The sequence below is a fragment of the Allobosea sp. GW821-FHT09G06 genome, assembly GCF_059416005.1.
In genome coordinates this window covers 46,141-70,884 of sequence record NZ_JBWKOI010000005.1, presented here as the reverse complement: position 1 = coordinate 70,884, position 24,744 = coordinate 46,141, and the positions used below count along the sequence as shown (strand labels likewise).

The 24,744-nt window shown below is 62.4% G+C and carries 29 protein-coding genes and 1 pseudogene; 10 read left to right on the top strand and 20 right to left on the bottom strand.

The window, feature by feature from the left end:
- Window positions 1–32 precede the first annotated feature (32 nt).
- The 4 genes and pseudogenes from AC07NY_RS21815 to AC07NY_RS21800 form a co-directional block, all read left to right on the top strand.
- On the top strand, window positions 33–839 hold the full coding sequence (locus AC07NY_RS21815; RefSeq protein ID WP_494585558.1) for a metallophosphoesterase: 807 nt from the start codon (window positions 33–35) through the stop codon (window positions 837–839).
- Between the two features lie 91 nt (window positions 840–930).
- Entirely contained in the window at window positions 931–1,284 is a 354-nt protein-coding gene (locus AC07NY_RS21810) for a DUF6634 family protein (RefSeq protein ID WP_494585557.1), read from the top strand.
- Window positions 1,285–1,360: 76 nt separating this feature from the next.
- A complete protein-coding gene (locus AC07NY_RS21805) occupies window positions 1,361–1,732 on the top strand; it encodes an antitoxin Xre/MbcA/ParS toxin-binding domain-containing protein (protein WP_494585556.1) in 372 nt (123 codons plus the stop codon).
- A 130-nt stretch (window positions 1,733–1,862) separates the two neighbouring features.
- Window positions 1,863–1,976: pseudogene (locus AC07NY_RS21800) on the top strand (transposase domain-containing protein); the annotation flags it as partial.
- Between the two features lie 127 nt (window positions 1,977–2,103).
- Here the strand turns inward: AC07NY_RS21800 and AC07NY_RS21795 are convergent.
- The 7 genes from AC07NY_RS21795 to AC07NY_RS21765 all read right to left on the bottom strand — a co-directional run bounded on the left by AC07NY_RS21795 (window position 2,104) and on the right by AC07NY_RS21765 (window position 9,649).
- Window positions 2,104–3,489, bottom strand: a complete 1,386-nt coding sequence (locus AC07NY_RS21795) for a tetratricopeptide repeat protein (RefSeq protein ID WP_494585555.1) — start codon at window positions 3,487–3,489, stop codon at window positions 2,104–2,106.
- 57 nt (window positions 3,490–3,546) lie between these two features.
- A complete protein-coding gene (locus AC07NY_RS21790; protein ID WP_494585554.1) occupies window positions 3,547–4,749 on the bottom strand; it encodes an OpgC family protein in 1,203 nt (400 codons plus the stop codon).
- Window positions 4,749–6,401: a thiamine pyrophosphate-binding protein gene (locus AC07NY_RS21785; protein ID WP_494585553.1), complete on the bottom strand. Its 1,653-nt coding sequence runs from the start codon at window positions 6,399–6,401 to the stop codon at window positions 4,749–4,751. The genes AC07NY_RS21790 and AC07NY_RS21785 overlap by 1 nt, the downstream gene beginning before the upstream one ends.
- Before the next feature lie 388 nt (window positions 6,402–6,789).
- Window positions 6,790–7,224 carry a DUF6789 family protein gene (locus AC07NY_RS21780; RefSeq protein WP_494585552.1) on the bottom strand — a complete coding sequence of 145 codons (435 nt, stop codon included), beginning with the start codon at window positions 7,222–7,224 and terminating at the stop codon, window positions 6,790–6,792.
- Window positions 7,225–7,290: 66 nt separating this feature from the next.
- Window positions 7,291–8,334: a YeeE/YedE family protein gene (locus AC07NY_RS21775; RefSeq protein WP_494585551.1), complete on the bottom strand. Its 1,044-nt coding sequence runs from the start codon at window positions 8,332–8,334 to the stop codon at window positions 7,291–7,293.
- Window positions 8,335–8,486: 152 nt separating this feature from the next.
- The gene (locus AC07NY_RS21770; RefSeq protein ID WP_494585550.1) at window positions 8,487–9,125 is read right to left on the bottom strand and encodes an NrsF family protein; all 639 of its coding nucleotides are present in this window, start codon (window positions 9,123–9,125) and stop codon (window positions 8,487–8,489) included.
- Window positions 9,122–9,649: a sigma-70 family RNA polymerase sigma factor gene (locus AC07NY_RS21765; RefSeq protein WP_494585549.1), complete on the bottom strand. Its 528-nt coding sequence runs from the start codon at window positions 9,647–9,649 to the stop codon at window positions 9,122–9,124. The genes AC07NY_RS21770 and AC07NY_RS21765 overlap by 4 nt, the downstream gene beginning before the upstream one ends.
- Before the next feature lie 206 nt (window positions 9,650–9,855).
- Between AC07NY_RS21765 and AC07NY_RS21760 the strand changes: the two genes are divergently transcribed.
- The 5 genes from AC07NY_RS21760 to AC07NY_RS21740 are packed head-to-tail and all read left to right on the top strand — an operon-like array spanning window position 9,856 to window position 12,915.
- Complete coding sequence (locus AC07NY_RS21760) at window positions 9,856–10,152, top strand: BufA1 family periplasmic bufferin-type metallophore (RefSeq protein ID WP_494585548.1); 297 nt, start codon at window positions 9,856–9,858, stop codon at window positions 10,150–10,152.
- A gap of 40 nt (window positions 10,153–10,192) precedes the next feature.
- Complete coding sequence (bufB, locus tag AC07NY_RS21755; RefSeq protein ID WP_494585547.1) at window positions 10,193–11,092, top strand: MNIO family bufferin maturase; 900 nt, start codon at window positions 10,193–10,195, stop codon at window positions 11,090–11,092.
- A 2-nt stretch (window positions 11,093–11,094) separates the two neighbouring features.
- The gene (locus tag AC07NY_RS21750) at window positions 11,095–11,889 is read left to right on the top strand and encodes an HvfC/BufC N-terminal domain-containing protein (protein WP_494585546.1); all 795 of its coding nucleotides are present in this window, start codon (window positions 11,095–11,097) and stop codon (window positions 11,887–11,889) included.
- The gene (locus AC07NY_RS21745; protein ID WP_494585545.1) at window positions 11,858–12,391 is read left to right on the top strand and encodes a DoxX family protein; all 534 of its coding nucleotides are present in this window, start codon (window positions 11,858–11,860) and stop codon (window positions 12,389–12,391) included. Before AC07NY_RS21750 ends, AC07NY_RS21745 begins: the two co-directional genes overlap by 32 nt.
- Before the next feature lie 26 nt (window positions 12,392–12,417).
- The gene (locus AC07NY_RS21740) at window positions 12,418–12,915 is read left to right on the top strand and encodes a DUF302 domain-containing protein (protein ID WP_494585544.1); all 498 of its coding nucleotides are present in this window, start codon (window positions 12,418–12,420) and stop codon (window positions 12,913–12,915) included.
- A 104-nt stretch (window positions 12,916–13,019) separates the two neighbouring features.
- Here the strand turns inward: AC07NY_RS21740 and AC07NY_RS21735 are convergent, their stop codons facing one another.
- The 10 genes from AC07NY_RS21735 to AC07NY_RS21690 form a co-directional block, all read right to left on the bottom strand.
- Window positions 13,020–13,772 carry a YiiX/YebB-like N1pC/P60 family cysteine hydrolase gene (locus tag AC07NY_RS21735; protein ID WP_494585543.1) on the bottom strand — a complete coding sequence of 251 codons (753 nt, stop codon included), beginning with the start codon at window positions 13,770–13,772 and terminating at the stop codon, window positions 13,020–13,022.
- 48 nt (window positions 13,773–13,820) lie between these two features.
- Complete coding sequence (locus AC07NY_RS21730) at window positions 13,821–14,222, bottom strand: c-type cytochrome (protein WP_494585542.1); 402 nt, start codon at window positions 14,220–14,222, stop codon at window positions 13,821–13,823.
- Window positions 14,223–14,346: 124 nt separating this feature from the next.
- Window positions 14,347–14,859 (bottom strand): YHS domain-containing (seleno)protein, encoded by a 513-nt coding sequence (locus tag AC07NY_RS21725; protein ID WP_494585541.1) that lies wholly within the window; start codon window positions 14,857–14,859, stop codon window positions 14,347–14,349.
- A 165-nt stretch (window positions 14,860–15,024) separates the two neighbouring features.
- Window positions 15,025–15,615: a TlpA disulfide reductase family protein gene (locus tag AC07NY_RS21720; protein WP_494585540.1), complete on the bottom strand. Its 591-nt coding sequence runs from the start codon at window positions 15,613–15,615 to the stop codon at window positions 15,025–15,027.
- A 17-nt stretch (window positions 15,616–15,632) separates the two neighbouring features.
- Complete coding sequence (locus tag AC07NY_RS21715) at window positions 15,633–16,217, bottom strand: peroxiredoxin-like family protein (RefSeq protein ID WP_494585539.1); 585 nt, start codon at window positions 16,215–16,217, stop codon at window positions 15,633–15,635.
- Window positions 16,218–16,257: 40 nt separating this feature from the next.
- Complete coding sequence (locus tag AC07NY_RS21710; RefSeq protein WP_494585538.1) at window positions 16,258–16,977, bottom strand: cytochrome c biogenesis CcdA family protein; 720 nt, start codon at window positions 16,975–16,977, stop codon at window positions 16,258–16,260.
- Between the two features lie 10 nt (window positions 16,978–16,987).
- Entirely contained in the window at window positions 16,988–17,383 is a 396-nt protein-coding gene (locus AC07NY_RS21705; protein ID WP_494585537.1) for a thioredoxin family protein, read from the bottom strand.
- Between the two features lie 84 nt (window positions 17,384–17,467).
- The gene (locus AC07NY_RS21700; RefSeq protein WP_494585749.1) at window positions 17,468–18,613 is read right to left on the bottom strand and encodes an FAD-dependent oxidoreductase; all 1,146 of its coding nucleotides are present in this window, start codon (window positions 18,611–18,613) and stop codon (window positions 17,468–17,470) included.
- Window positions 18,614–18,691: 78 nt separating this feature from the next.
- A complete protein-coding gene (locus AC07NY_RS21695) occupies window positions 18,692–19,435 on the bottom strand; it encodes a TVP38/TMEM64 family protein (RefSeq protein ID WP_494585536.1) in 744 nt (247 codons plus the stop codon).
- On the bottom strand, window positions 19,432–20,892 hold the full coding sequence (locus AC07NY_RS21690) for a dihydrolipoyl dehydrogenase family protein (RefSeq protein WP_494585535.1): 1,461 nt from the start codon (window positions 20,890–20,892) through the stop codon (window positions 19,432–19,434). Before AC07NY_RS21690 ends, AC07NY_RS21695 begins: the two co-directional genes overlap by 4 nt.
- 229 nt (window positions 20,893–21,121) lie before the next feature.
- Between AC07NY_RS21690 and AC07NY_RS21685 the strand changes: the two genes are divergently transcribed.
- The gene (locus AC07NY_RS21685) at window positions 21,122–21,823 is read left to right on the top strand and encodes a haloacid dehalogenase type II (RefSeq protein WP_494585534.1); all 702 of its coding nucleotides are present in this window, start codon (window positions 21,122–21,124) and stop codon (window positions 21,821–21,823) included.
- Here AC07NY_RS21685 and AC07NY_RS21680 read toward each other — a convergent pair.
- The 3 genes from AC07NY_RS21680 to AC07NY_RS21670 are packed head-to-tail and all read right to left on the bottom strand — an operon-like array spanning window position 21,813 to window position 24,744.
- A complete protein-coding gene (locus AC07NY_RS21680; RefSeq protein WP_494585533.1) occupies window positions 21,813–22,463 on the bottom strand; it encodes an ATP-binding cassette domain-containing protein in 651 nt (216 codons plus the stop codon). The genes AC07NY_RS21685 and AC07NY_RS21680 overlap by 11 nt on opposite strands.
- Window positions 22,463–24,139 (bottom strand): ABC transporter permease, encoded by a 1,677-nt coding sequence (locus AC07NY_RS21675; RefSeq protein ID WP_494585532.1) that lies wholly within the window; start codon window positions 24,137–24,139, stop codon window positions 22,463–22,465. Before AC07NY_RS21675 ends, AC07NY_RS21680 begins: the two co-directional genes overlap by 1 nt.
- Window positions 24,139–24,744 (bottom strand): TIGR04282 family arsenosugar biosynthesis glycosyltransferase, encoded by a 606-nt coding sequence (locus AC07NY_RS21670; RefSeq protein WP_494585531.1) that lies wholly within the window; start codon window positions 24,742–24,744, stop codon window positions 24,139–24,141. Before AC07NY_RS21670 ends, AC07NY_RS21675 begins: the two co-directional genes overlap by 1 nt.

The following is a 24,744-nucleotide window of genomic DNA, read 5'->3' as shown; positions in this document are numbered from 1 at the left end:
GCATCCCGATTCCTTAGCACGAGGAGCGTTCAATGCGCCTGCTCGTCATGTCAGATCTCCATTTGGAGTTCGCTTCGTTCTCGCTCACCGACGATTTGGCCGACTTTGATGCGGCCGTTTTCGCGGGCGACATCGGGCGACCGATAGCAGCGTCGTTGGAATGGATAGCGGCACAGCGGCACGGTCCTCTGAAGGATCGGCCAGCCATCTTCGTCCCGGGGAACCATGAGTTCTATGGCGATGAATTGCGCAGCGCCCTCGAAAGCGGCGCCGCGCTAGCTCAACGCTATGGGATCCACATGCTGGCGCCAGGATCTGTTGTCCTGTCCGGTATGCGCTTCATAGGCGCAACTTTGTGGACGGACTACTGCCTCTTTGGAAATCCGCGCGGCGCGATGAATGTCGCTAGCCGCGCTATGAATGACCACAAGCTGATCTCGATTGCCGACGGTGGAGACCGGCGTCTATTCACCCCCGATCACGCCGTTGCGCTACATCGACACGACTTGAGTGAGATCACGAGGCAACTCGCGACGCCGTTTGCGGGCCCGACCATCATCGTAACCCACCACAGTCCTCATCCAAATTCGGTGCAGCCGATATTCCGCAACGACCCGTTGGCTCCCGCGTTTTCCTCGAACCTTTCCGGACTGATTGAACGCTTTCAACCCGAACTTTGGATCCATGGTCACGACCATGGGTCGCACGACTATCTCGTCGGCAAGACGCGCGTACTGACGAACCAAGCCGGCTATCCGCGTCGAGGTGGAAACCGTGAGAACAAATGCTTCGATCCTCGACTGATCATCGAGGTGCACGCTCACCAAACGAGCGACTGACCTCAAGGCCTAATTCCTCCTGGCCGACCCTCGATGTCGCAGATTGCCTTTGCGCTGGCATCAACTAGCTCGCCTCTTGCGGAGTCACGCCATGAAAGAACTCGCCGAGAAAATCAGATCGGCTGCTGCCGACCTTCGGCGGCTTGAGGGGGGCTGGTACCCTTCAAAAGACGATCTCGCGAATGCAGTCGTGCTGAATGATTGGCTGGAGGGGATCGAAAGCCAAACCAATCAGCACGTTCTCTGGGGACAGTCGGTAAACCACCCGATCCTTGGGACCCGGCTGATCACAACAAGCCCCGTGTTATGGATCAGCGAGGATCGTACAATCGCTCGAACACTGAGCCGTTGGTATAGCCTTGGGAAACCAACTGCACCGGTGACAGTGCGCGAGCCTTCCGCAGATCGCTCGGACCTAGAAGACCTAGGACCGCCTCGTGGCTGACCTGCCAAGCCCTCGGCGCTTTGCAGATCCGCGACCGCATAATCGTCGAAACAACCTAGCTAAACGGCGCGGATCGATGGCTGAAGCGTTAACCAGGTCCGAGAAGCTCGTGCTCGTTCGCACAGTATTCTCCTTGCTCAAAAACTGGTCTGCCAGCGACGACGAAGCGCGAGCAGTCCTGAACTTGCCGGTGGCCACATATGCCGAATGGAGGCTGAACAACGTCAGCGACGTCTCCCCGGAGCGGGTTTATCGGCTAACCTTGCTTTTGCAGATCCATGCGGCGCTCAGGATGCGCTTTACCAACGCAGGGCGTGCAGCGGGATGGATGAACCGGCCGAATGACACATTTTCAGGACTGCGCCCACTTGCGGTGATCGCCGACGGCGAGCTGATCTCGATTGAGCGGCTTCTGGCGTATCTGAGCGCCGACTTTTCGCCTTGGTAAATCGCCCCGCGGCAGCGCTCGTCATCGAGAACCCTCGCTTCCGGCGTTCGTCCGAAATGAGGAAGCGCTGGCGGCATCCCTTGAGCGGCGCCGGTATCGGAGCATTTATCAATGGGACGGCATCTACGACGCCTATCTCGCCGACGTCATCGCTAGGATCGTCAGCGGACATCCAAACAGTCGCATCGATGAACTGCTACCATGGGCCTATCCGGCTCAGGCCGCTCTCAGGGGCGTGGCCTGACGACGACGCTTACCCTGCTGGCTTCCTTTAGCGAGCTTGCGGGCCAGGTTCCGATGATGCAGCCACACGACAAGTGGGCGCCGTCGATCTATCAACAAGTGGAATCGGCCAAGTTGGTCAGGCGACGCTAGTGTGTGCTGGCCATGGTGTTCGCAGAAACGGCCAAGGCTGCGATACGTCCAACCTCAGTTGACGCGAGTCGCGCCAACCGGCGGGCGGCGAACAGGTTGTTCCCGCCGCGCTGAGCGAGCCTCTCTCTTAAGACGCGTGAAGCGCGATCATGGGAGTCCGACCTGATCAGGCTTTCGATATAGGCCTGTTCAAACACGTCGCGCTGAGCGTTGCTGCCGCCGATCGTCGCCAGGCTGTCGCGGGCGGCTCCCAGCAGCTTGGCTGCCTCGGGATAGTCCCCCTCTTGAAAGGCAATGAGCCCCGACGCTGCCAGCATTCCGATGCGAGCCGCATCGCGTCGTTCCGAGCTCGGGTGCGTGTAGCTGTCTTTCGCGAGATTGCCAGCGATCGTGACGGCGTCTTTAGCGCGGCCAGCGCCCAGCAGGGCCATCGTATAATGTAAATCGGCGAAGACGAGTTGCCTATCCGCGATGCGCCTGCCGGCGAGCTCGGCGAGTTCCTCCCAGCGCGCGCCGACATCGGCACCGGCGTAACTCAGGCGCGCGAGCAAGGCCGCGCCATTGGCGATGTCGCGGAAATCGTCTGTGCGCTCGGCGCGAATTCCAGTGTCGTAGAGTGCAAGCACCTCGCGCACTTCGCCGCGTTCAAGCCGGAACAGTGCGAGATGCCACAGCATATGGAAGCGGAAGTTGTTAGCGTGTAACCAGTTGCGGCTCTCGCCTAGCCAAGCGATGCCCTCGTCGACACGGCCCGTCATCTCCAGCACATGGGCGACGGCGTGCCGTCCCCAGGCGTCGCGCGGCGCCAGCGCGACAGCACGCCGCCCGCTGTGTTCGGCCCGGGAATAGAAGCCGAGTTCCTCGAGGGCGAATGCGTGGCAGCCCGCAACATACCCGGCGAGCGGGTGACCTTCCTCGAAATGGGGCGTGGCCCCTTCAAGCGTCACCAGCATTTCCCTCTGATCTCCGAGCATGAAACGCAAGCCATGCGAGAGCTTGAGTGCTAGAGCGTCACGCGGATGATCCGCCAATATCTGCTCCAGCCTCTGTGCGGCGCGGCGCGGCTCATGCGCGAGCCAAAGCGCGAGGGCGTCAACGTAGCCCACTTCCCGTCGCGTAACGGCTCTTCGCAAGATGGCAGCTCCTGCCGCATCGAGGCACGTCTGCGCTGGCGCCACCAACTCTGCTTTCGCCAGCGACAGGAGCATCAGACCTTGGGTTGCATGGGCCAGCGCGAAGTCCGGATCGGCTGACAGCGCTCTGGCGAGATGGTTCGGGGCTAAAGCGGCGTGTGCCATCACGGCTTCAAGCAGATCGTTCCAGGCAAGCACGGTAGCCTCGTTGGCGACGGTAATGCGATCGCCGGAAAGATCGTAGAACATGAAATCTAGCTCCATATTGGCGTTACGGGTGGACCAGCCGCCCGATCGAACAGGCAGTCAGTCTGCTTCGCGCAACCGTGCCGAATAGCTGATCGATGCCGTCACGGATTCCAGGCGGTGCGGCACCGTCGGCGGTGCCTCGCGCCCGCCTTGCCAAGGGGCCGACTTAAACCATCCGACGATCTGCGCGGTTGCCAGAAGCGCAGCGAAACCTGTGATGTTTGCAGCGGCCACAACCAGTTCGTTGGCTCCCGTCATGTCGATCAGGGTTGCAGCGAGACGGCCCAACACCAGACTGGCCAGAAAGCAGGCAAGCGATTGTCGGCCGATCACAATAATCAGATGGCCGGGACCGACGTCGAGCCTCGCCCTGATTGGTTCGATCAGGCTAAGCGCCACGTATGCGAGCGCCAGGAGATGCAGGATCCGCAACGGGTGCAGATTTGTCTTCTCGCTTCCCGGGGAGAGAAGAAAATCGCGCAACGCCTGCGCGGACGGCCAGTGATCGAGAATTCCCCAGAAGGACAGCGGGACTGAAAGGACAAGGAAAGCCACGCAGGCCCGCACCAGCCAGGGCTTGCGCAGTCTGGGCACCGGTAGCCACTTCATCGCAACGAAGAAGCCGATGAAGAAGATCGCCTGCCAGGCGAAGGGATTCAGAAACCAACCTGTATCCGCCCAGGGACTGCCGGGTAGATTGAAGCCTTCGACCCGGGTGAGCACGTAGAGCAGCCCCACCGCGGCGAATGGCAGGCATGGATGCAAGGTCCTCAGCCCCATCACGACCGGCACGAGAGCCAGGATGACGAGATACATGGGCAGGATGTCGAGATAGTCTGGCTGCCATGTCAGTGTCGCCAATCCGAGGATTGCACGTGTCGGGTCTGCGAGGAGAGGCCCGAACTGCGCAGCCAGATCTGCACGGCCAAAGGCAAAATCGAGGGCTGCGGGGAGCGTGATCAAAGCAACCACCAGCCCGATCTGCGCCCAGTAGATCTGCCAGACGCGATACAGGATGCGCGCAGTGCCGATCTGCCAGCCGCGCCTGATAAAGACTGAGCCGAATGCGAGGGCGCTAGCAAAACCGGAGCAGAAAACAAAAAGCTCCGCGGCTGAAGAGAAGCCAAAGCGCGCCGGGATCCAGTCGTTCCAGCTATTGCCCGGAACATGCGCGATGAAGATGATCAGCATCGCAATACCACGAAACAGGTCGAGCCGCTCGTCGCGCAGCCGTTTCGCTCCGGGAGCTAGCATAACCATCAGAACGCCCCTTCGTAGTCGGCCGCATCGATCCGGCAGGCGATGAGGCTGAACCCGGGCCTCGCGAAGGCTTCCACGGCTTCATGCGCAAGGGCTGTCCGATCGGAGACCATGACACCATGGCCTCCGAGGGCGCGCGCGACAGCGGCGAAATCGCTCGCGCAGAAATCCACGCCGAAACGTGCGAGACCCATCTGCTTCTGTTTCAGGGCGATGAGTCCAAGAGCGGCATCGACGAGAACGACGACGACCACCGGCAAAGTGAGATCCCGCAGTGTCCCCAACTCACCGAGCACCATGTCCAGCCCGGCATCGCCAACGAAACAGAGTGTGTGGCGCCCTGAGCCTAGCGCCGCGCCCGTTGCCAAGGGCAGTGCGCAGCCCATGGTGCACAGTCCCGTTGATTGAAGGAGACCGCGGGGTTCGTCGCAACGCCAGAGCTGACTGAGCAGGATGCGGTGAGCCCCGGAGTCAGCGGTCGCGACCGTGCCTGTGGGAGCAGCCGATCGTATGGCGTCGAACACCGCATGCGGTCCCCAAGGGCGCGGAGCGACAAAGGCTGATCGAAGGGACGAGCGTATGCGAGAGACCTCACCGTGCGGCCAGGCGGCCCGCGGAACGAGGTCGTCGACGAGACGATCCAATGTCATGCCGACATGGCCTTCGAGCACCAACGTTGAGTGATGCATGCCGTGCGGTAGCGCTTGCGCAACGATATCGATAACCGGCTTTTCGGCGGGCCAAGGATTCCGCCAGCCCTGGCGCATTTCGATCGGATCGTAACCTGCGAGGACGATCAGGTCGGCGGCATCGACAAGCGGACGAACGAGCGCGTCGGCCTTGGGCGAAAGACCGACGCTGCTGATGACGCGCGGATCATCCTCCGGAAGCAAACCCTTGCCCTTGTAGGTGGTCAGGAGCGGAGCGCCGGTTGCCGTCAGAAATCGGGCGAGGGAGTTGGCTGCTCCTTCATTGACAAGATCGAGGCCAGCGATGACCAGCGGCCTGCATGCTGCGGCCACCAAGCTGCGCGCCGCCGTCAGATCGGCGGGTATCGCGGCACGCGGCCTGCCGGCCGCAGGAACTGCCGCCGGCGCGGGGCTCTCGGTTTCGGCCACGCTGATTGGCAGATCGATGTGAACAGGGCCGGGACGCCCGTCCAGGGCGATTGCGATGGCTTTGGCGACAACCAGTGCCTCCGTGCCTGGCGCGACGCGGAAGCTCGCTTTGACGAGCGGCCGCAGCAACGCCTGATGATCGAGAATCTGATGCGTGTAGCTTTCGGCCAGGGCCTGGTCGACGCAGCCGGTCAGCACGATAAGAGGCACCCGATCCTGCTGCGCATGTGCGATAGCGGTGACCGCGTTGGTGACGCCGGGACCAAGGGTCGTCACGAGAACCGGCGGCGCGCCCGTTGCGTGCCAGAGGCCTTCTGCCATGAAGCCGGCAGCGTTCTCATGTCGGGCGAGGACGAAGCGGATGTCATGTTGATGCAGCGCATCGAGGAGCGCCAGCACCTCTCCTCCCGGAATGCCGAAGGCGTGACTCACATGCGCCTCCTTCAAGCAGCGTGCAACCACCCCAGCCCCAGTGGCCGCCATGCTTCTTTCCAGGGGCGATGCAGCTTGCGGGATCTCCGTACGCTTGTTCATTCCGTCCAATCTCCAATGCCCTGAGGGCTCGTCAAATAGACGTTTCGGAGGGGGCGAACGTTACGGATTCACGCCGTGGACAATCGCGTATCGCAGGTCGCCGTGCATACAAGCGAGCGTGGATAACGGTAGTTGTAAGGCGTTGCCGCGTGGATCCAGAGGCTTGCTTGCGTTGTCGTGCGCCTCCGAGGTTTCGAGAGCGCCCGAGTGATCGCGACACATTCGGACAAGTCCGAGCGAGGGATGCATGGCAGATATCAGCATCGCCGCTGTGCCTCCCGCCCGGGCAATTGAGTTCAGACCCAAACCTTTCCTGGGTGCCTAATTCGCCGCCGGGCCGGCGGTCGAATCCCGCCGGCGGGGGCATAGCGAGCACTCAAGGTCCTGATCAAGCAAGGCTCGGCTGGACCAATTTCGCGTAGGTCGCGCCAAGTGCCGCACCGAAAATGACGTGCAGTACCAGTGTCAGCACGGGCGCAGGCATACCCAGTCGGAGACCGAACAGGCCTGCGCCAGCCATCGGCATGACCGCCACCATCATTAGCAACCAACCAGCGACGCCGAGCGCGATACCGCGCACGATCAAGGAGGCTCCCGGGAGCTTGTCGAACAGGAGGACAAAGGCGACGCCATAGCCGAGTGCGCCGATGGCGAAATGCGCCATCCAGCCCGGGATCGAGCTCGACGCTCCCATCATGCTGCTTAGCATCTGCATGATGTCGAGCTCCGGCATGATTCCCATCATAGACTTGATGATCATCAGCACAGATAAGACGGCTGTCGCGGTTAAGCCTGCAAGAATGCCTTTTGCGATTGCGTTCATAATTTCTCTCCAAGAACGAAAGCAGTCTGGGCTCTCAGAGAGTATTCGCGTTCGGTGCTGGGGTCGTTACAGTGCCTTGTGACCGATCAGAATAGGATCTAGAGTTCGCCGCAGCCGCAGCCCTATTGCACTACCCGCGAGCGCACCGACGATCCATATCCAGCCCGATAGGCTTCCGGACGCCACAGCGGAGAAATACGCGCCGATGTTGCAACCGTCAGAAAGCCTGGCTCCGTAGCCCATCAGCAGGCCGCCGATGGCCGCTCCTGTCCAGGCAGTCCAACGCCCCTCTAAGCGAAGCACAAAGCGACTCCGGCGGCCGGCAGCCAAGGTCGCGCCTGCGACGATCGCAAGATCCATCACAGAGGTCGCATCTGAGAAGACGCTCTCGTCGAGGGGCACTTCGTTGCCCAGCCAATATGGCCATGTCCGCGGCTCGAAGCCTATCATCTGCGCGAACTTTGAACCCCACAGCGTGAACCCAGCAGTTTCACCCCAAGGCTGCCCGGAAAGTAGCAGCGTCGCGATATTGAGAGCAGCCAGTCCAAAAGCGCCCTGGGTCAGCGTCCAGGCGCGCTCGTAGGTTTGCGACGCCGACTTCCCGCTGACTGTCGAACCAGGAAGGAGCCGGATAGCGGCCGTAAAGATCGCGAGATGGACGGCCAGCGCGGCCGGCCATCCAAAGAGACTTTGGGACGTGCCGGTTTGAAGCACAGGCAAGCTTCTCCAGAAGCCGATATGCGCCGCACCAATCGCGGAGCCGGCTACGAAGAAGGTGAGCGTGATCAGGAGCCTCAGATTGCCGCCGCCCAGCGCGAATAGAGTGCCTGAAGCACAACCGCCGCCGATCTGCATGCCGATCCCAAACAGCAACGCGCCTAGGACGAAGGAAACACCGATAGGCGTAACAAAGCCGGTCAACTGTTGCCCGAACAGTTGACCGTGGGCCAGCAGCGGAAAAAAGACGATGCTGGTCAGCGCAAGTGACAGCGCCTGTGCCCGGAAGCCATCGAACTGACGCAGCTCGATCGCCGTGCGAAAGCTCCCAGCGAAGCCGAAATTCGACTGAAAGAGGACAAAACCCAATCCGCCCCCCACCAGTGCCTGCATTGGCAGGCGCCAGGACGATGAATGTCGGGACGACAGGTACGCGAGGATACACACTGCGGTTGCAGCCGCGACAGCGACAATGCACTGCCTTCGGCCCGAGAGGCCTGACGCTGGCCCGCAGGCGGAGCCAGCGAAGAGCGCGGCTCCGCCGTTCACCATTTCAGGAGCATCTTGCCACCGATAGCGCCTATTGCCGCCACGATGATTGCTGCCAGCCCATACCAAGTCATAACGAAAAGCATGCTGTCGTCAGTGCAGACCAGCGAATAGAACATCGCGCCCATACCGGCCGCAGCTAGACCGCAGACCGTCCCGGTGACGATAGGGCGGGTGGTTGCGCCGGTCCGCATAGCCAGCAGTAGTGCGGTCAGAGGCATCAGTGACAAGGCCGGCACTAGGATAAGACACGCGATCTGTTTCATGCCAACAAGTCGGTGTTGCCAATCCCCGAAACCTTCCACCATCAGCTCGATGCTGAGGGCGAGAAGGACAAGACCGGGCGCGGCGAGGATGGCCAGGCATTCGGGCCGAATCTTGCGACCCGGCTCTGACAAGGCCATGGCCAGCCGAGTGCCGCAGACCGCCAGAATCATGGATGCCATGAATTTCACCGCGATGGCGAGCGTTGCCCATGGCGTCCCAAGATCCGACCTGATGGGAAGCCAAATCACGAAGCCGATCGAAACCAAGACCAAGGCTGCGGCGAGCGATGTCATCGTCGCCTTAAAGAGGGGGCGCTCCTTCACTGAGGAGTCAGCCACCAACGCTGCAATCAGATGGTCCGTCTTCATTTGTTCAGTCCTTGATAGAGCCGTGCCAGCTCCTTCAACGCCCTATGGAGGGCGACCCTCACCGCTCCTTCCTGCATATTCAATTCCCGTCCCATTTCGGCGTGGGAACGCCCGTCAATAGCGACCCCGCGCACGATGCGTTGCTGGTGGGGGCTCAGCATCGCGATCAGCTTCTCGGCATCACCCAGGTCCTGTTGGCTATCGGCCGGGGCTTGGAGCAATTCCGAAAAGTCATCCAGAGGCAAAAAATGTCGACTTCCCTGTTTTCGCAGGGAATCGATCAGCTTGTGCCGAGCCACTGCATGGGCCCAGGGCAGAAACGGTAGCGACTGGTCCCATGTATGCCGCTTCAGGTGAATGGCGAGCAGGACGTCCTGCACGATGTCTTCGACCTCCGAGTTCCCCTTGCCTGCCTTACTCAGGCGGGCTGACACGAGCCGCCGCAGCGTCATGGCGAGTTGTTCGAGGACCTCCCGATAGGCGGAATCGTCACCGGCCAATGCCAAGCGCATCTTCTCTGCCAACGGATCCTGTCTCGGCCCAGCCGTCACGCTGACATCCCCTTATTCGACGCTCGGACGCAGTCCGTTACAGGCCGATCGACCCAGGCTCAATAGCATCATAAAGGCGGTCACGGATCACAAAGAATTGTTCCTGTAACGGCGGCCTTCCTACCTCCGTATGTTGGTCGAAGGGGTGATGTTCTCCCTTTGCATTAGGAGCAAGACCGATGGATCGTCGTACCCTTACCCTCGCTTTCGCAGCCTCGTTTGCTTCCGCGCTCGCGGCGAGCACGCTGCCTGCGGCCGCCCAAGAAGGCGCAAAAGAAAAATGCTTCGGCGTTTCCCTCAAGGGGCAGAATGATTGCGCCGCCGGGCCCGGAACGACCTGCGCCGGTACATCGAAGGTCGACTTCCAAGGCAATGCCTGGAAGCTAGTTCCGAAAGGGACTTGCGAAAAAACCGCCTCGTTGAAGTCCCCCACCGGCTTCGGGCAACTGAAGGAATTTAAAGAAAAGCGGGCCTGATGGTCCCGCGGCCCAACTCCGCGTGAAGAAGGAGGCGATAATGCGTGCTTGCCGATTGGCCTCACCGGTCAAGTTCCCGGATTTCGAGACGCTCCCGAACAAGGCCGGTATCGGCCTGAAGCCTGAGCACATGCGCGACCTCCTCAGCCAGGATGCGCCTATCGGCTTCCTCGAGGTTCATGCTGAGAACTACATGGGTGCCGGCGGCGCGCCGCACGCGTTACTCGCAATTTTGCGCGAACGATACCCGCTCTCGCTTCACGGCGTCGGTCTGTCGATCGGCGCCGAGGGGCCTCTCGACTCCCGCCATCTCGACCGACTCGCGGGCCTCATCGCTCGTTATGAACCGCAGAGCTTCTCGGAGCATCTGGCATGGTCGAGCCATGACGACGCCTATCTGAACGATCTGCTGCCCATCGCCTACACGGATCAAACCTTGCAGCGTGTGGCGGATCACATTGACGAGGTTCAGGAGCGTCTGGGATGCGCGATGCTGCTAGAAAACCCATCGACCTATGTCGGATTCACCGCCAGCACCTGGAGCGAGGCCGATTTTCTTAAGGAAGTCGTCCGTCGAACCGGCTGTGGGCTGCTTCTCGACGTCAATAACGTGCAGGTCACCTGCACTAATCACGCGAGCGACCCGATCGCCTATCTCGATGCGCTTCCGGTTGAGGCCGTCGGGGAGATTCACCTCGCTGGATACGCAGTCGATGCCGATTCCCTCGGGGCTCCTCTGCTGATCGACGCCCACGGCACCCCGGTCGCCGACGATGTTTGGACGCTCTTCCGCCACGCCCTGCAGCGGACAGGCCCGATGCCCACCCTGATCGAATGGGACAACGACGTGCCTCCGCTGGCGACTTTGCTGCAGGAGGCTGCCAAGGCCGATGCTGTGCTTGATGCCGAGGCGCGGCGGCGCAACAGCGCGGCCCGCTAGCTATGTCGAGCCAACGAAGGTTCGCGGCGGCCCTGCTTAATCCAGACGCTCCGCCACCAGCTGGGCTCTTGACCTGGAACGGCTCGGATCCGCGGCAGCGTTTCGCAATCTATCGCAACAATGTCACCGTTTCGCTGATCGAGGCGCTCGGCGCAACCTATCCGGTCGTCAGGCAGCTTGTCGGCGAGGCCTTCTTTCGCGAGATGGCCCGCGTCTATGTCCGGGGCAATCCTCCACGCAGCGCCATTCTGCTGGGCTTTGCTGAGACATTTCCGGAATTCATCGAGGCCTTCGAGCCCGCGACCGGGGTGCGCTATCTCGCCGATGTTGCACGCCTGGAGCTGGCGCGTCGGCAGGCCTACCACGCTGCCGACGAACCCTCGCTCACCCAAAGCGCCTATGCCGGGATCGCGCCGAACGACCGGGGGCTGCTCACCATGCACCTGCATGCGAGCGTGACCATTCTGAGGTCGCGCTTCGCCGTCGGCTCAATCTGGGCCGCCCATCAGGAAGGAGGGCAGATCGAGACCGTCGATCCGTATCGAGCCGAGGACGTTCTCGTGCTTCGCCCGGATCTCGATGTCGAGGTCCTGCGGCTGGCCCCGGGCGTCGCGACCTTTCTCGGCGCCCTCGCAGCTGGCGCAACGATCATGGACGCCATCGTCCACGCGCTCGACTGCACGGCAGAGTTCGACATCACGAGCGCGTTGGAAACGCTGATCGCGTCCGGCGCCGCAACGTCACTGAGCCATCCAGGAGCATGCCATGGCGAGCATCGACCGAAACCAACAAGCTGAGCCCTCGGGGGCCGGCGAACCCGCCCTGTCGCAGGCCGACGACATGGTCGCGGCCGTCCTATCGCGCATCCCCCATTCCCTGATCGCCTTCCTCGGACGGTTTTCGATTGCGGCGGTCTTCTGGAAGTCGGGACAGACGAAGGTGCAAGGCTTCGCCATCGACATTCTCGAAGGCAGGTTCGAGCTTGGTATTCCGCACTTTGCGGACAGCACCATCGATCTTTTCAAGGAGGAGTACAGGTTACCCTTCATTCCCCCGGAGCTTGCCGCGCTGATGGCAACAGTGGCCGAGCACACTTTCCCCATCCTCCTACTCCTGGGACTGGCTACCCGGTTATCGGCCTCCGCGCTGCTTGGGATGACGCTCGTCATCCAGATCTTCGTTTACCCAGGCGCCTACCCGACCCACGGCCTATGGGCCACAGTCTTACTTTATCTGATGGCCAGGGGTGGAGGCGTGTTCTCCCTCGACCATCTCGTCACGAAGCGATTGTCGCCTTGAAGCCGGCAGAGAGGAGCACCGCAGCCATGATCGATCGTCGGACCGCATTCTTGCTGCCCATCGTGCTTGGAAGTATGGCAGTCCCAGCGCTTGGACAAGGCACGGCCGCTCTGCTGGAGGCGGCCGAAGGCTGGGAGGTGCTGCCGACGGCGCACAGCTTTCCCATCCTGGTCGCGCGTCTCGATGATGCGGTCAAGGCGAACAAGATGGCGGTCGTCACAATGGCCAGCGCATCGGAGGGCGCGAAGGCCCACGGCTTCACGATCCCGGGCAACCGGGTCGTAGGCGTCTTTCGAAACGATTTTGCCAGGCGAATGCTTGCCGCCAGCGTGCCGGCTGGAATCGAGGCGCCGATCCGCTTCTACCTGACCGAAAACACCGACAGCACGGCCACATTGTCATATCGAAAACCCAGCTCGGTCTTCGCGCCCTATTTCAACCGGGCGACATCCGACCTGAAATCGCTGGCGACCGAGCTCGATGCCATTTTCGGCCGCATCGCTGCGGACGCTGCCGGCAGGTGAGGACCATTGGGCCGCTCGGCCCGACTTCCTCGATCTGGGCTCCCTCGTTTCAGGTATCGCCTCGCCCGATCAGCGGGCGGCGCGAGCGTTCTCCGTTCGGGCCATCAGCCCCATCGGATTGATCGATGATCGAAGCCGCTTTCGATGGTCGGCTTGATGATCTGGAAATAGGGCGACACGTCGAAGTCACGGGGCGCAAACAGGCTATGATGCCGGATGTGGAAGATCTCTTCGAAACAATCCGAGCAATCATCCCTGGTCATGGCCTTTGACTCGATGATCGGGAGGATTGGATAGCCGATTGATTGGAAGGCTTGGGCGATCAGCGTGGAGCAGATCGCCCGTGTGGGATCGCCGCTCCCGAGTGCTATCATCCGCCGCCGCCAGCGCGTCGGGATGGGCGGTGTCGGCAGCAGGTAGCGGGCTAGGTCGACCACGTTCCTCAGATCGTATTGGTGGCCGATGCGGCCGATGGCGAAGTCCGTCAGTTGTTTTCTGTCCTGTTCCGTCAGGGAGACCGGACGACAAATCCTAGTGTGGACGTCCTCGAAGGCCTCGAACCCGACGCTGCGCACGCCGTCGACTAGGTCCGCCTCCACGAAACAATGATCGCCCGACTGCAGCCGGCCCTCCCCGTTATCTCCGACAAAGAGTGCGGCATGGGACCAGGTCGACTGGGTCAGATATTTAATCGCGACGCTGACCCGCGTATCGCCTTCCACGAGAAGGACGTCGCCGGGCAAAAGACATTCCCTCAAGCGTTCCGTCGGCGTCGGGGGCGACTGGCCGCTAATGGATCGCCGCGTTGAAAGGAACGCTGCGAGCTTTTGGCCGAGAGCGATCGACAACCTCCTCATCCCTAAATCCACCGCTGAACGGTCGCTACGGCGACGGCAGAATCGAACTCATTTTCGCGTGAAGTCGACCTGCAGCTTCGTGACATAAGCGGTGAGCGCAGCCAGATCCGGCGAACTCCAGGCGAACGGCTGAGCCGCCATCGGAACGAGCATGCAGAACTGCACCATGGTCTCGGCGTTCACCTCGTCGAGGCCGGCCATGTCCTGTGCCATCTGGACCTTGTGCGGATAGGGGCGCCCGAAGCTGTCGTTGAAGGATTGAAGGTCCGCGTGACAGGTGATGCACGACATGTCGTTGGTACTGAGCCGTTTGTCCGAGAAAAGGGCCTCGCCTCGCCGCAAGGCCTCGGTAGTGGGGAGTAGCGCGGGCGAAACGCCGGAGGGCCGAATGACCTGATTGGGTTTGATGTCCTGCGCCAGCGCGACCGTGACGCCGGCCAGCACGGTCATGACGAGCAAAGCCGGATTGAAAGCGTGTTTCATGATTCCCCCTAAACAGCGAAGCCAGCCAGGAGACTGCTCCGGCCAGCCTTCCATCTCGGACCGGACGAAGCAGTCTCGCGAGCCGACGCCTTCAGAGATCCTTGGGCGCCTTATCCTTGATCTTGGGCCAGTTGGACTCGGCCTTCTTGATGTTGCCGGGCACATCCTCGAGCCAGCGCTTCTGGGCCGGCTCGCCGACGTTCAGGTAGAGCTTTCCATCGACGATGCGCCAGAGTTTGGGATCGCCATCCAGCTTCTTCTCCAGCGCTGCGCCCATCGCGCAGAAGCCACCGAAGGCCGGCGCATATTTCGCCGGCTCTTTTTGGAAGGCGTCACGATTGGCCGCACTCGCGAACCGATAGGTGGCGCCTTCATGCTTGGCCGTGAACTGCGCATTGCCTGGCGTCGGTTTGCCGACGGTGAAATAGGCGACGGGGTCGTAGCCGTGGATGGCCACGCCGGCGGTGTCGACGTTGATGGCCTTCCTCGAAGTCTCGCTGTAGGCGAGTGCCGGCATGGGCGGAAGCACTGCGACCCCGGCGACAAGCAGCGCGGCGGCACCGAGAAGGCTGCGACGGTCGAGACTTTTATAGCGCGTGATCATCATTCCTCTCCTTGCGAGCTTCCACCAGCGCGGAACCCGTCCCGCGTGTTTAACTGGCGGCCTCTGGAGAGTATTCGTTTACTGAACGGCGCTTGTTACGCCGTATGGGAAACAAATATTCGCTCCTGTTTCAACTCAGCATGAGGGTAGAGAGAAGGTGAATCGTCACATCCTTGCGTAATGTTGAAGCAGCATTACAGCCGAAGGTTGATTCCAGTCTGCGTCGCCTACGAGATATCCGGCACTGCGACCTTGCGCATCAATGATGTAGCTCATCGGCAGGCCGTATAGCGGGAAGGGAGTCGCGACCTTCGACTTTGGTCCCGAAGCCACCTCGCCTTCGCTGTCGATGAAACTGTTCAGCGTTGCCAGATGCAGCCGATCAAGAAAGCCGCGTGCCGTCGCCACGTCCCGATCGAGCGATACAGGAACGACCGCAAAGCTCCGGCGATTGCGTTTCGCCTGGACTCCAAGCTCGTGCAGAGTCGGCAACTCGCGACGGCATGGCGCGCACCAGCTCGCCCAAAAGCTCAGTAATACGGATTGTCCGCGGTAGGAGGACAGCAGCCGCCGCTTCCCATCAAGTCCTGTCAGAGCGATGTGGCTTACATCCTCGCGTGGCTCGATCTCCACAAACTGGCCATAGGAGCCACCGAACGCGGGCGGACGCGACTGCGCCGCCGCGTCCTGTATCAATTTGGTCGCGACAAGAGCGGCAGCCGAGGCGCGAATGATTTGTCGACGGGTCTCGTCCATTGGGCGGCGGCTTCTTGCTAGGCCGGCATCAGGCCGTCGCCGATCGCTTCCTTCAATGACTCGATCTCACCGCGCGCGGGGTAGTTCTTGGCCACCACATAGTCGATCGCTCCCAGGATGTCCGCCAGAGCGGGGCGGGCGAACGGCATGGTCTGGACGCTAGCGAAATACAGTGTCCCGTCGGGCCGCACGAGGAACAGCCCCGGCTCGGCAAAGACCTTTGGCTCCTCGACACCCATCGAGGTCGTGCCGTGGCCAGCCGAAAGGTACAGGCCCCATTCGCGAGCAGATTCGAGGCTGAAGCCGTATCCGACCCGCAGCCGTTCCAGACCCCAATCAGCCTTGGTCCTGCCTGCCCGTTCCTCATCGTCGGTCGAAACCGCAATGACGCCGACGCCCTTTTGCGCAAAGGCATCGAGCTTGCCTTCGAGATCACGCAGTTGTGTGCGGCAAATCGGGCAGTGCAAGCCGCGATAGACGATCACCAGCGTAAAATTCTCCGGCCTTTCATCGGCAAGGCTGAACCTGGAGCCATCCGGCGTTAGCCTGAGATCAAGAGCTGGCACGCGCTCACGCGGCAGCAGCGGCGTGATGTCATTCATGTTCGAACTCCTCTTTCAACGTGATACGGCATGGCTTTGCTCAGAACGAAGTCGTGAGCCGGGTGAGCCAGGCCGGAGATGCAGAAACGAGAGCCGCTTCGAGCTGCTTGTCCCAACCGGTCAGGATCAAAAGCCCTACTAGAACGAGGATGCCGCCCAGCGCCGATTTAACTCCCTGGCCTGCGCTCATCAGGCGGCCGCGGATCGCCAATAGGCGACTGCGAGACAGCAACCCCAGGCCGATCAGTGGCAAGCCGGCGCCGATGCCAAAGGCCAGCATGATGAATGCTACCTCGCCGAGGTTCTCGCCGCGCGCCGCCATCACCGAGGCAGCTCCGAGCGTCGGGCCGACACAAGGTCCCCAGACCGCGCCCAGCAACAATCCAACGCCGAACTGGCCCTGCAGCCCTCCCGGCGAAATTCCGCCGAAACGCTGCTCGGTCCAGTTGCTTAACGGACCGCCTGCGGCTGCGACGCGTGCATGGAGCGAAGGAAGCGCCAACACCACACCAAGCATCACCAGCATCAGCGCTCCGGCCGCGCGGAACAGGCCTGCGTCTAGACCGACCGCAAACCCGATCGTGGCGACGAACAAGCCGATCGCCGTGAAGGAAAGCGCTAGCCCCGCCGCCAGCGCGACGGGCCCGAGCCGATGCTCGGAAACCGCGGTGCCGAGGACGATCGGCAGAAGCGGCAGAACGCAGGGAGACAGGATCGACAAAATGCCGGCGATGAGCGCGAAGCCTGACGCAGCTGCCACGGGATTGCCCTCAGATGGCGCGTGAAAGCAAGGCCTCGATCGACGTCTTGCTTGTATCGCCGACCGACCGACCGATTTCGGCGCCGCCTTTGAACACGATCAGCGTGCTCTGCGACTGTACCCGCAGCGCGCGTAGGACGTCCTTCTGGCTGTCGAAGTCCACGGCGAAGAAGGTCAGGCCGGCGAAGCGTGGTGATTTTACGAGTTCCGACAAGATCGGAGCCTGAGCCTGACATGTCGGGCACCAGGGAGCTGAAACATCGATCAGGATCGGCTTCCCGGCCTTGAGCGCAGCGTCAAAGGCAGCGCGCGAGAAGGGTTGCCCCTCGGCGGCAAATACCTCGAACGCCGCCAGGGCGACCGAAGAAAGCGAGAGAGTGGCAAGCGCCTGCCTACGATTGATCATGATTGTATCCCGAGCTGGTTGCCATCCGTGCCGGCTGAGGCGGCAACAGGAATTACGGTGACGCCCCGCTCGCCGTTACCGACTTCACGTCGATGTGAACTGCGCCATGAAGCGGCAATCGATCCAGTGCTTCCAGCGCCAAACTAGCCTGCCAGCAAATGCGAACCAGCCGCCGCTACTCGCTATGGCTTTTCCGTCGCTCGTCGAGAGGATGGTCAAATGACGACGCTGTGGCCGATAAGAAGCGAGTTCTATTCCATGCGCTCTGCACCGCAGGTTGGCTGCGAGCACTGGCCCTTGGCGCACGGCGAACACCCCGGCCTTCTCTCGCGGCGCGCCGATGATCGTCGCGCAGTCGCCGACGGCGAAGATGGCGGGGTCGCCCAGGGTCGAGAGATCGTGATTCGTCAGGATCGAACCATTCGCCGCGGCCGCGAGCCCGGTTTCGGCCAGCCACTCCGGCGCGCGCGGGCCGGTCGCGATGATTGTCATGGCCGAGGCTATCATGCGTCCGTCGCGCGCATGGACTGCCCGCTCGGTCACTTCGACGACGTCGAAGCCTTCGGCGACCGTTATGTCATGCCGCTTCAACGCGGCGCGCGCCATGCTCCTCGCCAAGGCGCTCAGTGACGGCAAAAGGCCCGAGCGGCATGCAACGACAATGCGAGGGGGGCCGTGATCGCCATGCATCCGGGTGGAGCGACTTCGCATGGCGAATGCGATCTCGACGCCCGCCGCGCCGCCACCGATAATCACGATCTCCTTCGGGCAATCATGGCCCGCATGCTCCGGGCCGATTTCTGTCAACCGGGAGGGCAATTCCATGCTGGGCTTCAGCGGAATGCCGAACCTGTCCGCCCCTTTTATCCCGCTGAGGTCAGTTACGCTGCCAACGTCGATCGACAGGCTATCGTAAGCGAGCTCATCGCCGCTGGCGAGCAATAACCGGCGGCGGGCCCCGTCGATTCCGCTTGCCCTGGCGACGATGAAGTTTGCACCGCATCGCGAAGACAGCCGCGTTAGATCGATATCGAGTGCCTCGCGCGGATAATACCCCGCCAGATGCCCCGGAAGCATGCCCGAATAGATTGCCGAATGGCTCTCGCTAACCAATGTCATCCTCAGCCCGCTCGTCCGGCGACGGGCGAAATGGAGCATTGCGACGGCATGGGCGTGCCCACCTCCCAGTAGAACGGCGTGGTGTTCACGCGCCCGGCTAGAACTGGACATGCGTGCCGCCATTCAGTGGCTCGACGCAGCATGCGACCTGTCGTTGCCGATCGGACCTGGCGTGGGCGAGAGCCATGGTCATTCGCCTTGCTCTTCGCGCTTCTGCAGCCAGCGCCGGGCCGGTATAGCCGCAAGCGACATGGCAGCGAGGCCGATAAGCCCGGCAACCACGCCGGGCGTCAGGATGGAGCCGGCCGTCAGAGGCTGCCCGGAGTCCAAGATCGCGCCCAACCCGGCTCCGCCGAGAGAATAGACGGCGGAGCCGGGGATGATGCCGAGGAACGTCGTGATGACGAAGGTTCGAAGGGGAATGCCGACAATCGCCGGCACAAGGTTCACCAGGAAGAATGGGAAAAACGGAACAAGACGAAGCACGAGTAGATAGCTGGCGGCATCGCGTCGAAAACCGGCTGCCAGTCGCTGCGCCTGCCGACCGAACCGATCGGACAGGTCGCGTCCCAAGAGGGAGTTCGCAAGCAGAAAAACCAGAGTTGCGCCGATCGTCGCGCCTGTCACCGTCAACGTCGTTCCGAGCACTGCCCCAAACAGGAAGCCGCCGATAAGGCTGAGCAGAGCAGCGCCGGGCAAGGCCAATGCGGCCACTGTAATATACGTCATCACATAGCCGGCGGCCGCCAGAATGCCATGTCTCTCGACGAATGCGAGCAGCAGGCTACGATGGGAACGCACCGAATCGAGCGTGATATAGCCCGCTGCCCCCGATAGACGCATGAAGATCAGGGCGGCCACGACGAGAAGGGCGATCCAGACGCGGCGATCTCGGAGCGATTCTTTTAATGACAAGCTGCTTGCCCCCTTCACGGAAGGATGCGCTGGACAAGGCGGACGATCGTCCGTGTCATTGGCCCGAACAGGGTGGGCGAGAAATAGCTGCCGGCCACCCGTTTGGAGAGCTCCGACAAGGTCGGGTAAGGCAAGACGGCATTCGCCACTGCTCCGATCCGCAGTCCCGATGAGATCGCAAGCGCCCAGAGGCCGATGAGTTCCCCGGCGTGACGCCCAACGATCGTGGCCCCTAGTATCCGCCCACGGGAGCCCACGACGACCTTTGCCAACCCCTCCGTAGCCCGTTCCGTCTGTGCTCGGTCATTGTTCGCAAATGGCATCGTCAGGATGCTGACGTGATGCTTCCGCGCTCGCGCCTCGGCTTCGGTAAGGCCGACATGCGCGAGCTCGGGATCGGTAAATGTAACCCACGGAAGAGCCGCATAATTGGTGCCCGCCGGCAGGCCGAACAGCGCGTTGCGGATGACGATGCCGGCATGATAGCCGGCGATATGCGTGAACAGCGGGCCATTGATCGCGTCACCGATCGCGAACACTCGTCGGTTCGACGTCCTGAGGCGAGAGTCGACTTCTATTCCCTTTTTCCCGGCCGCGATGCCTGCAAGCTCAAGTCCAAGATCGTTCGTATCGGCGACCCGTCCTGCCGCCAGGAGCAAATGACTGCCGTGGATGGACCTCGCGTCGGGATCCGAAGAGTTGAGTTGCACGGCCACGCCGGCCTCAGTGCCGTTGACGGCAGCAACCTCCGCTCTCTCGATCAGTCGAATACCGTCAGACGCGAGCGCTAGACGCACCACATCGACCGCCTCCGGCTCGTCGCGTGTCAGGATCCCGTGCCGCGCGACGAGCGTGACCTGTGCGCCTAGGCGCCGCTGGGCTTGAGCCAGTTCGACACCGATCGGGCCGCCTCCGATGACGATAAGGTGACTGGGACGCTTCTTCAGCTCGAAGATCGTCTCGTTGGTCAGATAGTCGACACTGCCGAGGCCTGGTAGGGGCGGGATCATCGGTCGAGACCCGGTCGCGATGACGAAACGGCGGGCCCTGATCCGCGTTTCGCCCGCTTGCACCGCATCTGGCGCCACGAATCGAGCGTGAGCCTTGATCACTTGAACCCCTAGGCTTTCGAACCGCTCGACGCTGTCATGTGGCGCGATGGCGCCGATCACGCTGTGGATGTGCGCATGGACATCCTCGAAAACGACATCCAGCCCGGTGAAACGAATACCGAAATCGACGCTGCGGCGAGGCTGGATCGCCAATTGACCGGCGGCGATCAAGGCCTTGGAGGGAACGCATCCGGTGTTGAGGCAATCGCCCCCCATGTCACCCTTTTCAACAAGGACGACGGAAGCCCCCATCTGCACGGCGCCGGCAGCAACCGTCAGACCTCCCGAGCCGGCTCCGATCACGCAGAGATCGGCGCGAAGGCCACCAGGCTCCTGAACCGGCCGCCGCACGGAGGCGGCCATCGATCTTGGAAATGTCACGGAGATATCCCTGCGCTCACCTATTCCTCTTTCGGCAGAAGCAGCTCACTTGTTTCTGCGCGAGCAAAATAAAAACAGCTTGGGCTTTTCATCCTGAGTCCGCGTAACGAGTTGACGCTTTCGCACGAACTCCGGCGCAGAGCCTCTTTGCAGGGCGGCGGGCTCGTCCTGTCGCACAGCACGCCGGAAAAACGTTCGAGAAGGACAATCGATGAGGCTGGTGCCACTGCAGGGGGTCAGGGGGTGCATCTTTGATGCGTACGGGACCCTGTTCGACTTCACGTCGGCAACGTCGGCATACAAGGATATCCTCGGCGACAAGTTCGCCGCTCTGACCAGTCTCTGGCGGGACAAGCAGCTCCAGTACACCTGGTTGCTGTCGGCCCAAGGACGTCATGAAGACTTTTATCGCGTGACCGCGAATGCTCTCGACTTCGCGCTGGAAAGCCTGGAGATCGATGCGCCGGCTCTGCGCGAAGGCCTGCTTGAACTCTACATGACGTTGGAACCGTTCCCTGAGGTCCCAGATGTGCTGCGGCGGCTGAAAGCGGGCGGTATCCGGCTGGCGATCCTCTCGAACGGGACGCCTGAGATGCTCCGGTCCGCTGTTGCGAGCGCCGGGTTCTCGGGGCTGTTCGACGCCGTGATCTCGGTCGAGGAGGTCGGGGCGTTCAAACCCGCCTCCCTGGTCTATCAACGCGCACTCAATCGGATCGGCCTCACGGTGGAGGAGGTCTCCTTCCAATCTTCCAATGCCTGGGACGCCCATGCCGCCTCCGCTTTTGGAATGAGGACGGTCTGGTGCAACCGCTACGGCCAACGCCGCGAGCGGCTCCCCGGCAGCCCCGACAGAGAGGTCACGACCTTGCAGGCGTTGCCGCAACTCGTCCTGACGGGCGGGCCTACAGCTTGACCAATTCGCCTCCGGCTGCAGCCGCGTCGTCGGGATCATGCGTCACCATCAGAACCGGCAGCCCGCGCTCCCGCGCCGAGGCGAAGACCATGGCCCGGAAGGCGCCGCGCAAGGCGGTGTCGAGCTTTGCGAAGGCCTCGTCCAACAGCAGGGCGCGCGGCTCCGACAAGAGCACCCGCATCAACGCAACGCGGGCCTTCTGCCCGCCGGACAGGGTCGCAGGATCACGCTCTCCGAAGCCCGAGAGGCCGGCTTCGGCCAGAGCCTGGTTGACCAGCTCCTCGCGCGCCGACCGGCCGATCGTCGCGGCAGGAATGCCGAAGAGTAGATTCCCCGCGACCGTCAGATGCGGGAAGAGCAGATCGTCCTGAAAGAGCAGTCCGATGCGACGCTTCTCGGGTGGCAAGGCTGTCACGTCCCGGTCGTCGAGGCGTATCGTTCCGCTGGCCGAGAAGCTGGTCTGATCGAGGAAGCCAGCGACGAAGGCGAGAAGGCTCGACTTGCCCGAACCGCTCGGCCCCATGACGGTCGCCACCTTTCCTGGGGCGATTGCGACGTTCAGGTTATCGATCAGCGCTTGCTGGAAGAGGCTGATCGTCACTCCTTGCAGCACGAGGCCGCATCCGTTTGCCGCCCTCATCAAATAAGCCCTTTGCGATGACGATAGACGAGCTGGGGGATGAAAATGGCGAGCGCGTAGGCGGCCAGCGGCACGGCCGATTGAAGCAATCCGAGGACGCCGATGGTCGAGCGATCCGCGCCACTGCCCAGGGTTAGCGCCTCGGTGGTGATAGTCGCAACGCGGCCGCCTCCTGCGAACACCGTCGTCAGGTACTGCCCTGTGCTGACCGCGACACCGACCGCCGCCGAGATCAGCACAGGGCGCAGCAACAGCGGCAGCTTGATCGAGAAGAAGATCCGCGTCGGAGAGGCGCCGAGGCAGGCGGCGCTGCGGGCAAAGCGCGGATCGAGCGCCCTGTACGGGTCTGCCAAACTCAAAAAGACATAGGGGAGCACGTAGATCAGGTGAGCCCAGACGACGGCCAGCAACGAGCCGTCCAAGCGCAGATGCACGAGCGCGACCTGCAAGCCGAACAGAAAGGCAATCTGAGGCACCAGAAGTGGCGCGTAGACCAACCAGAGCACGCCGTTCGAAGCCCTGCGTTGAATCCGTGCTTCATGCTCGAGGCTACCAACGCTCATCAGCACGGCGCAGCTCGTCGAGAGCACGGCGATCGCAACCGTACTGCCAAGGTTAGAGAGGAAGCGACCGGACGAGGCGGTCCAGGAGGCGAGGCTGAACGCTCTGGGGAAGCTTTCAGGGAAAGGCCAGGCCGAGGCGAAAGACCAAAGGACGAGTCCCACGAGACCGACAAGCCCGCCAGTGACGACAATCGCAGCGACGGTGCCGAGCGCTGGGGCGAGCCAGTCGACGACGCTCGTGCGGGCGCCGCGCTGCACCCAAGCTCGCCCAAGCCGCTTCACGACGATCTCGGCTCCGTAGCTCGACAGGATCGCACCGACGACAATGCTAACTTGAAGAACGCCGATGGCCGCGGCCGGCAGATATTGAGCGAGATCGTAGTCGGCGAACCAGCGCGTCGCCAGCACGGCGAGCGGTGGCGGATTTCCTGGGCCCAGCACCAGAGCCTGATCGACGACGGAGCAGGAATAGGCGATCACGGCGTAGAACGGGAGGCGAATCTGCGGCCATAGCTGCGGCAGGACGAGCTTCACCCAGGCGGTCCGGCGCCGGTAGCCCATCGTGCCAGCGCAGGCCAGTAACCGTTCGGTCGGCACTTGTCCGAGCGACGCCGCTAGCGCGATGCTTAGATAGGGGATCTCCTTGACGACAAGCCCGAGGGTCAAAGCCATCCCTTGCGGATCACGAACGGTAACGAGATCCCCCGGCGGGCGCACCCACCCGGTCAGATCCGGAGAGATCAGCCTGACGATCCAGCCAGATGGCGCGATCAGGAAGGCGAGCCCCAGAGCGATTGCGGCATGGGGCGTCGCGAGCACGGGCGTGAGAGCCGCCAGGGCACGCTGGAACCAGCGTGTTCCCGACAGCGACATGACAAGCGCGAGTGCGCCAAGCAACGACAACAGGCTCGCTGCGGCCCCAGCCGACAGTGTGAGCCACAGAGACGAGGCGAAGCCGGGCCAGGAGAACAAGACGCGCCAGGGTTCGAGCGACAGCGTCCGTGCTCCGATCGCAGGCAGATAGCCGAAGGCCGGAGCCAGCGTGCCCGCCAGCCCAATCATGACGGGTGACAGGAACAGCAGGAGCGTCAAGGCGGGGACCAACCGCAGCATCAAGGCACCCTGCCCTGCAAGGCGGTGCGCTTCCACCGTCGCCAGTCGACCCCGTCGTCAACGTCGAAAAGCGTCGCCGCCAGCGCGATGCGGGCGCCGGCAAGATTATCCACCGTATCGGACATTGCGTGCTGGCTCGACCAGCGGACGCCAGCGAAGATACCGCTAGGCCGGAACCCCGCTCTGAGCCCGATGAGCCAGTAGCCGCCGTCCTCCGCCGGCCCCAGAACGGCATCGTTATGTCGCAGCAAGGCAAAGGCTTGGGCGATATGTGCCGCAGTGATCCCAGGAACATCGGATCCGATCAGAACCACCGGGCCATGCCGCACCAGGCGGAATTGCTCGACCATGCGCGCGCCGAGATCGCCTCGCGCCTGCGGACGGCGCGACAAACCCGACGGCCAGAAGCCGGCACGCAGGGCGCGAGGAGGATCCACGGCAAGCACCGTCTGCCAACGCTTGTCTTGCCCAACGCGGCGCAGCAACGTGGCGCAGGCCGTGCGATAGAATCGCATCGCCTCGACGGCTCCAACCTGTCGGGCCAATCGCGTCTTTGCCCGTCCCATGAGCGGAGCCTTGACCATGATGACGAGCGTCGCCGACAT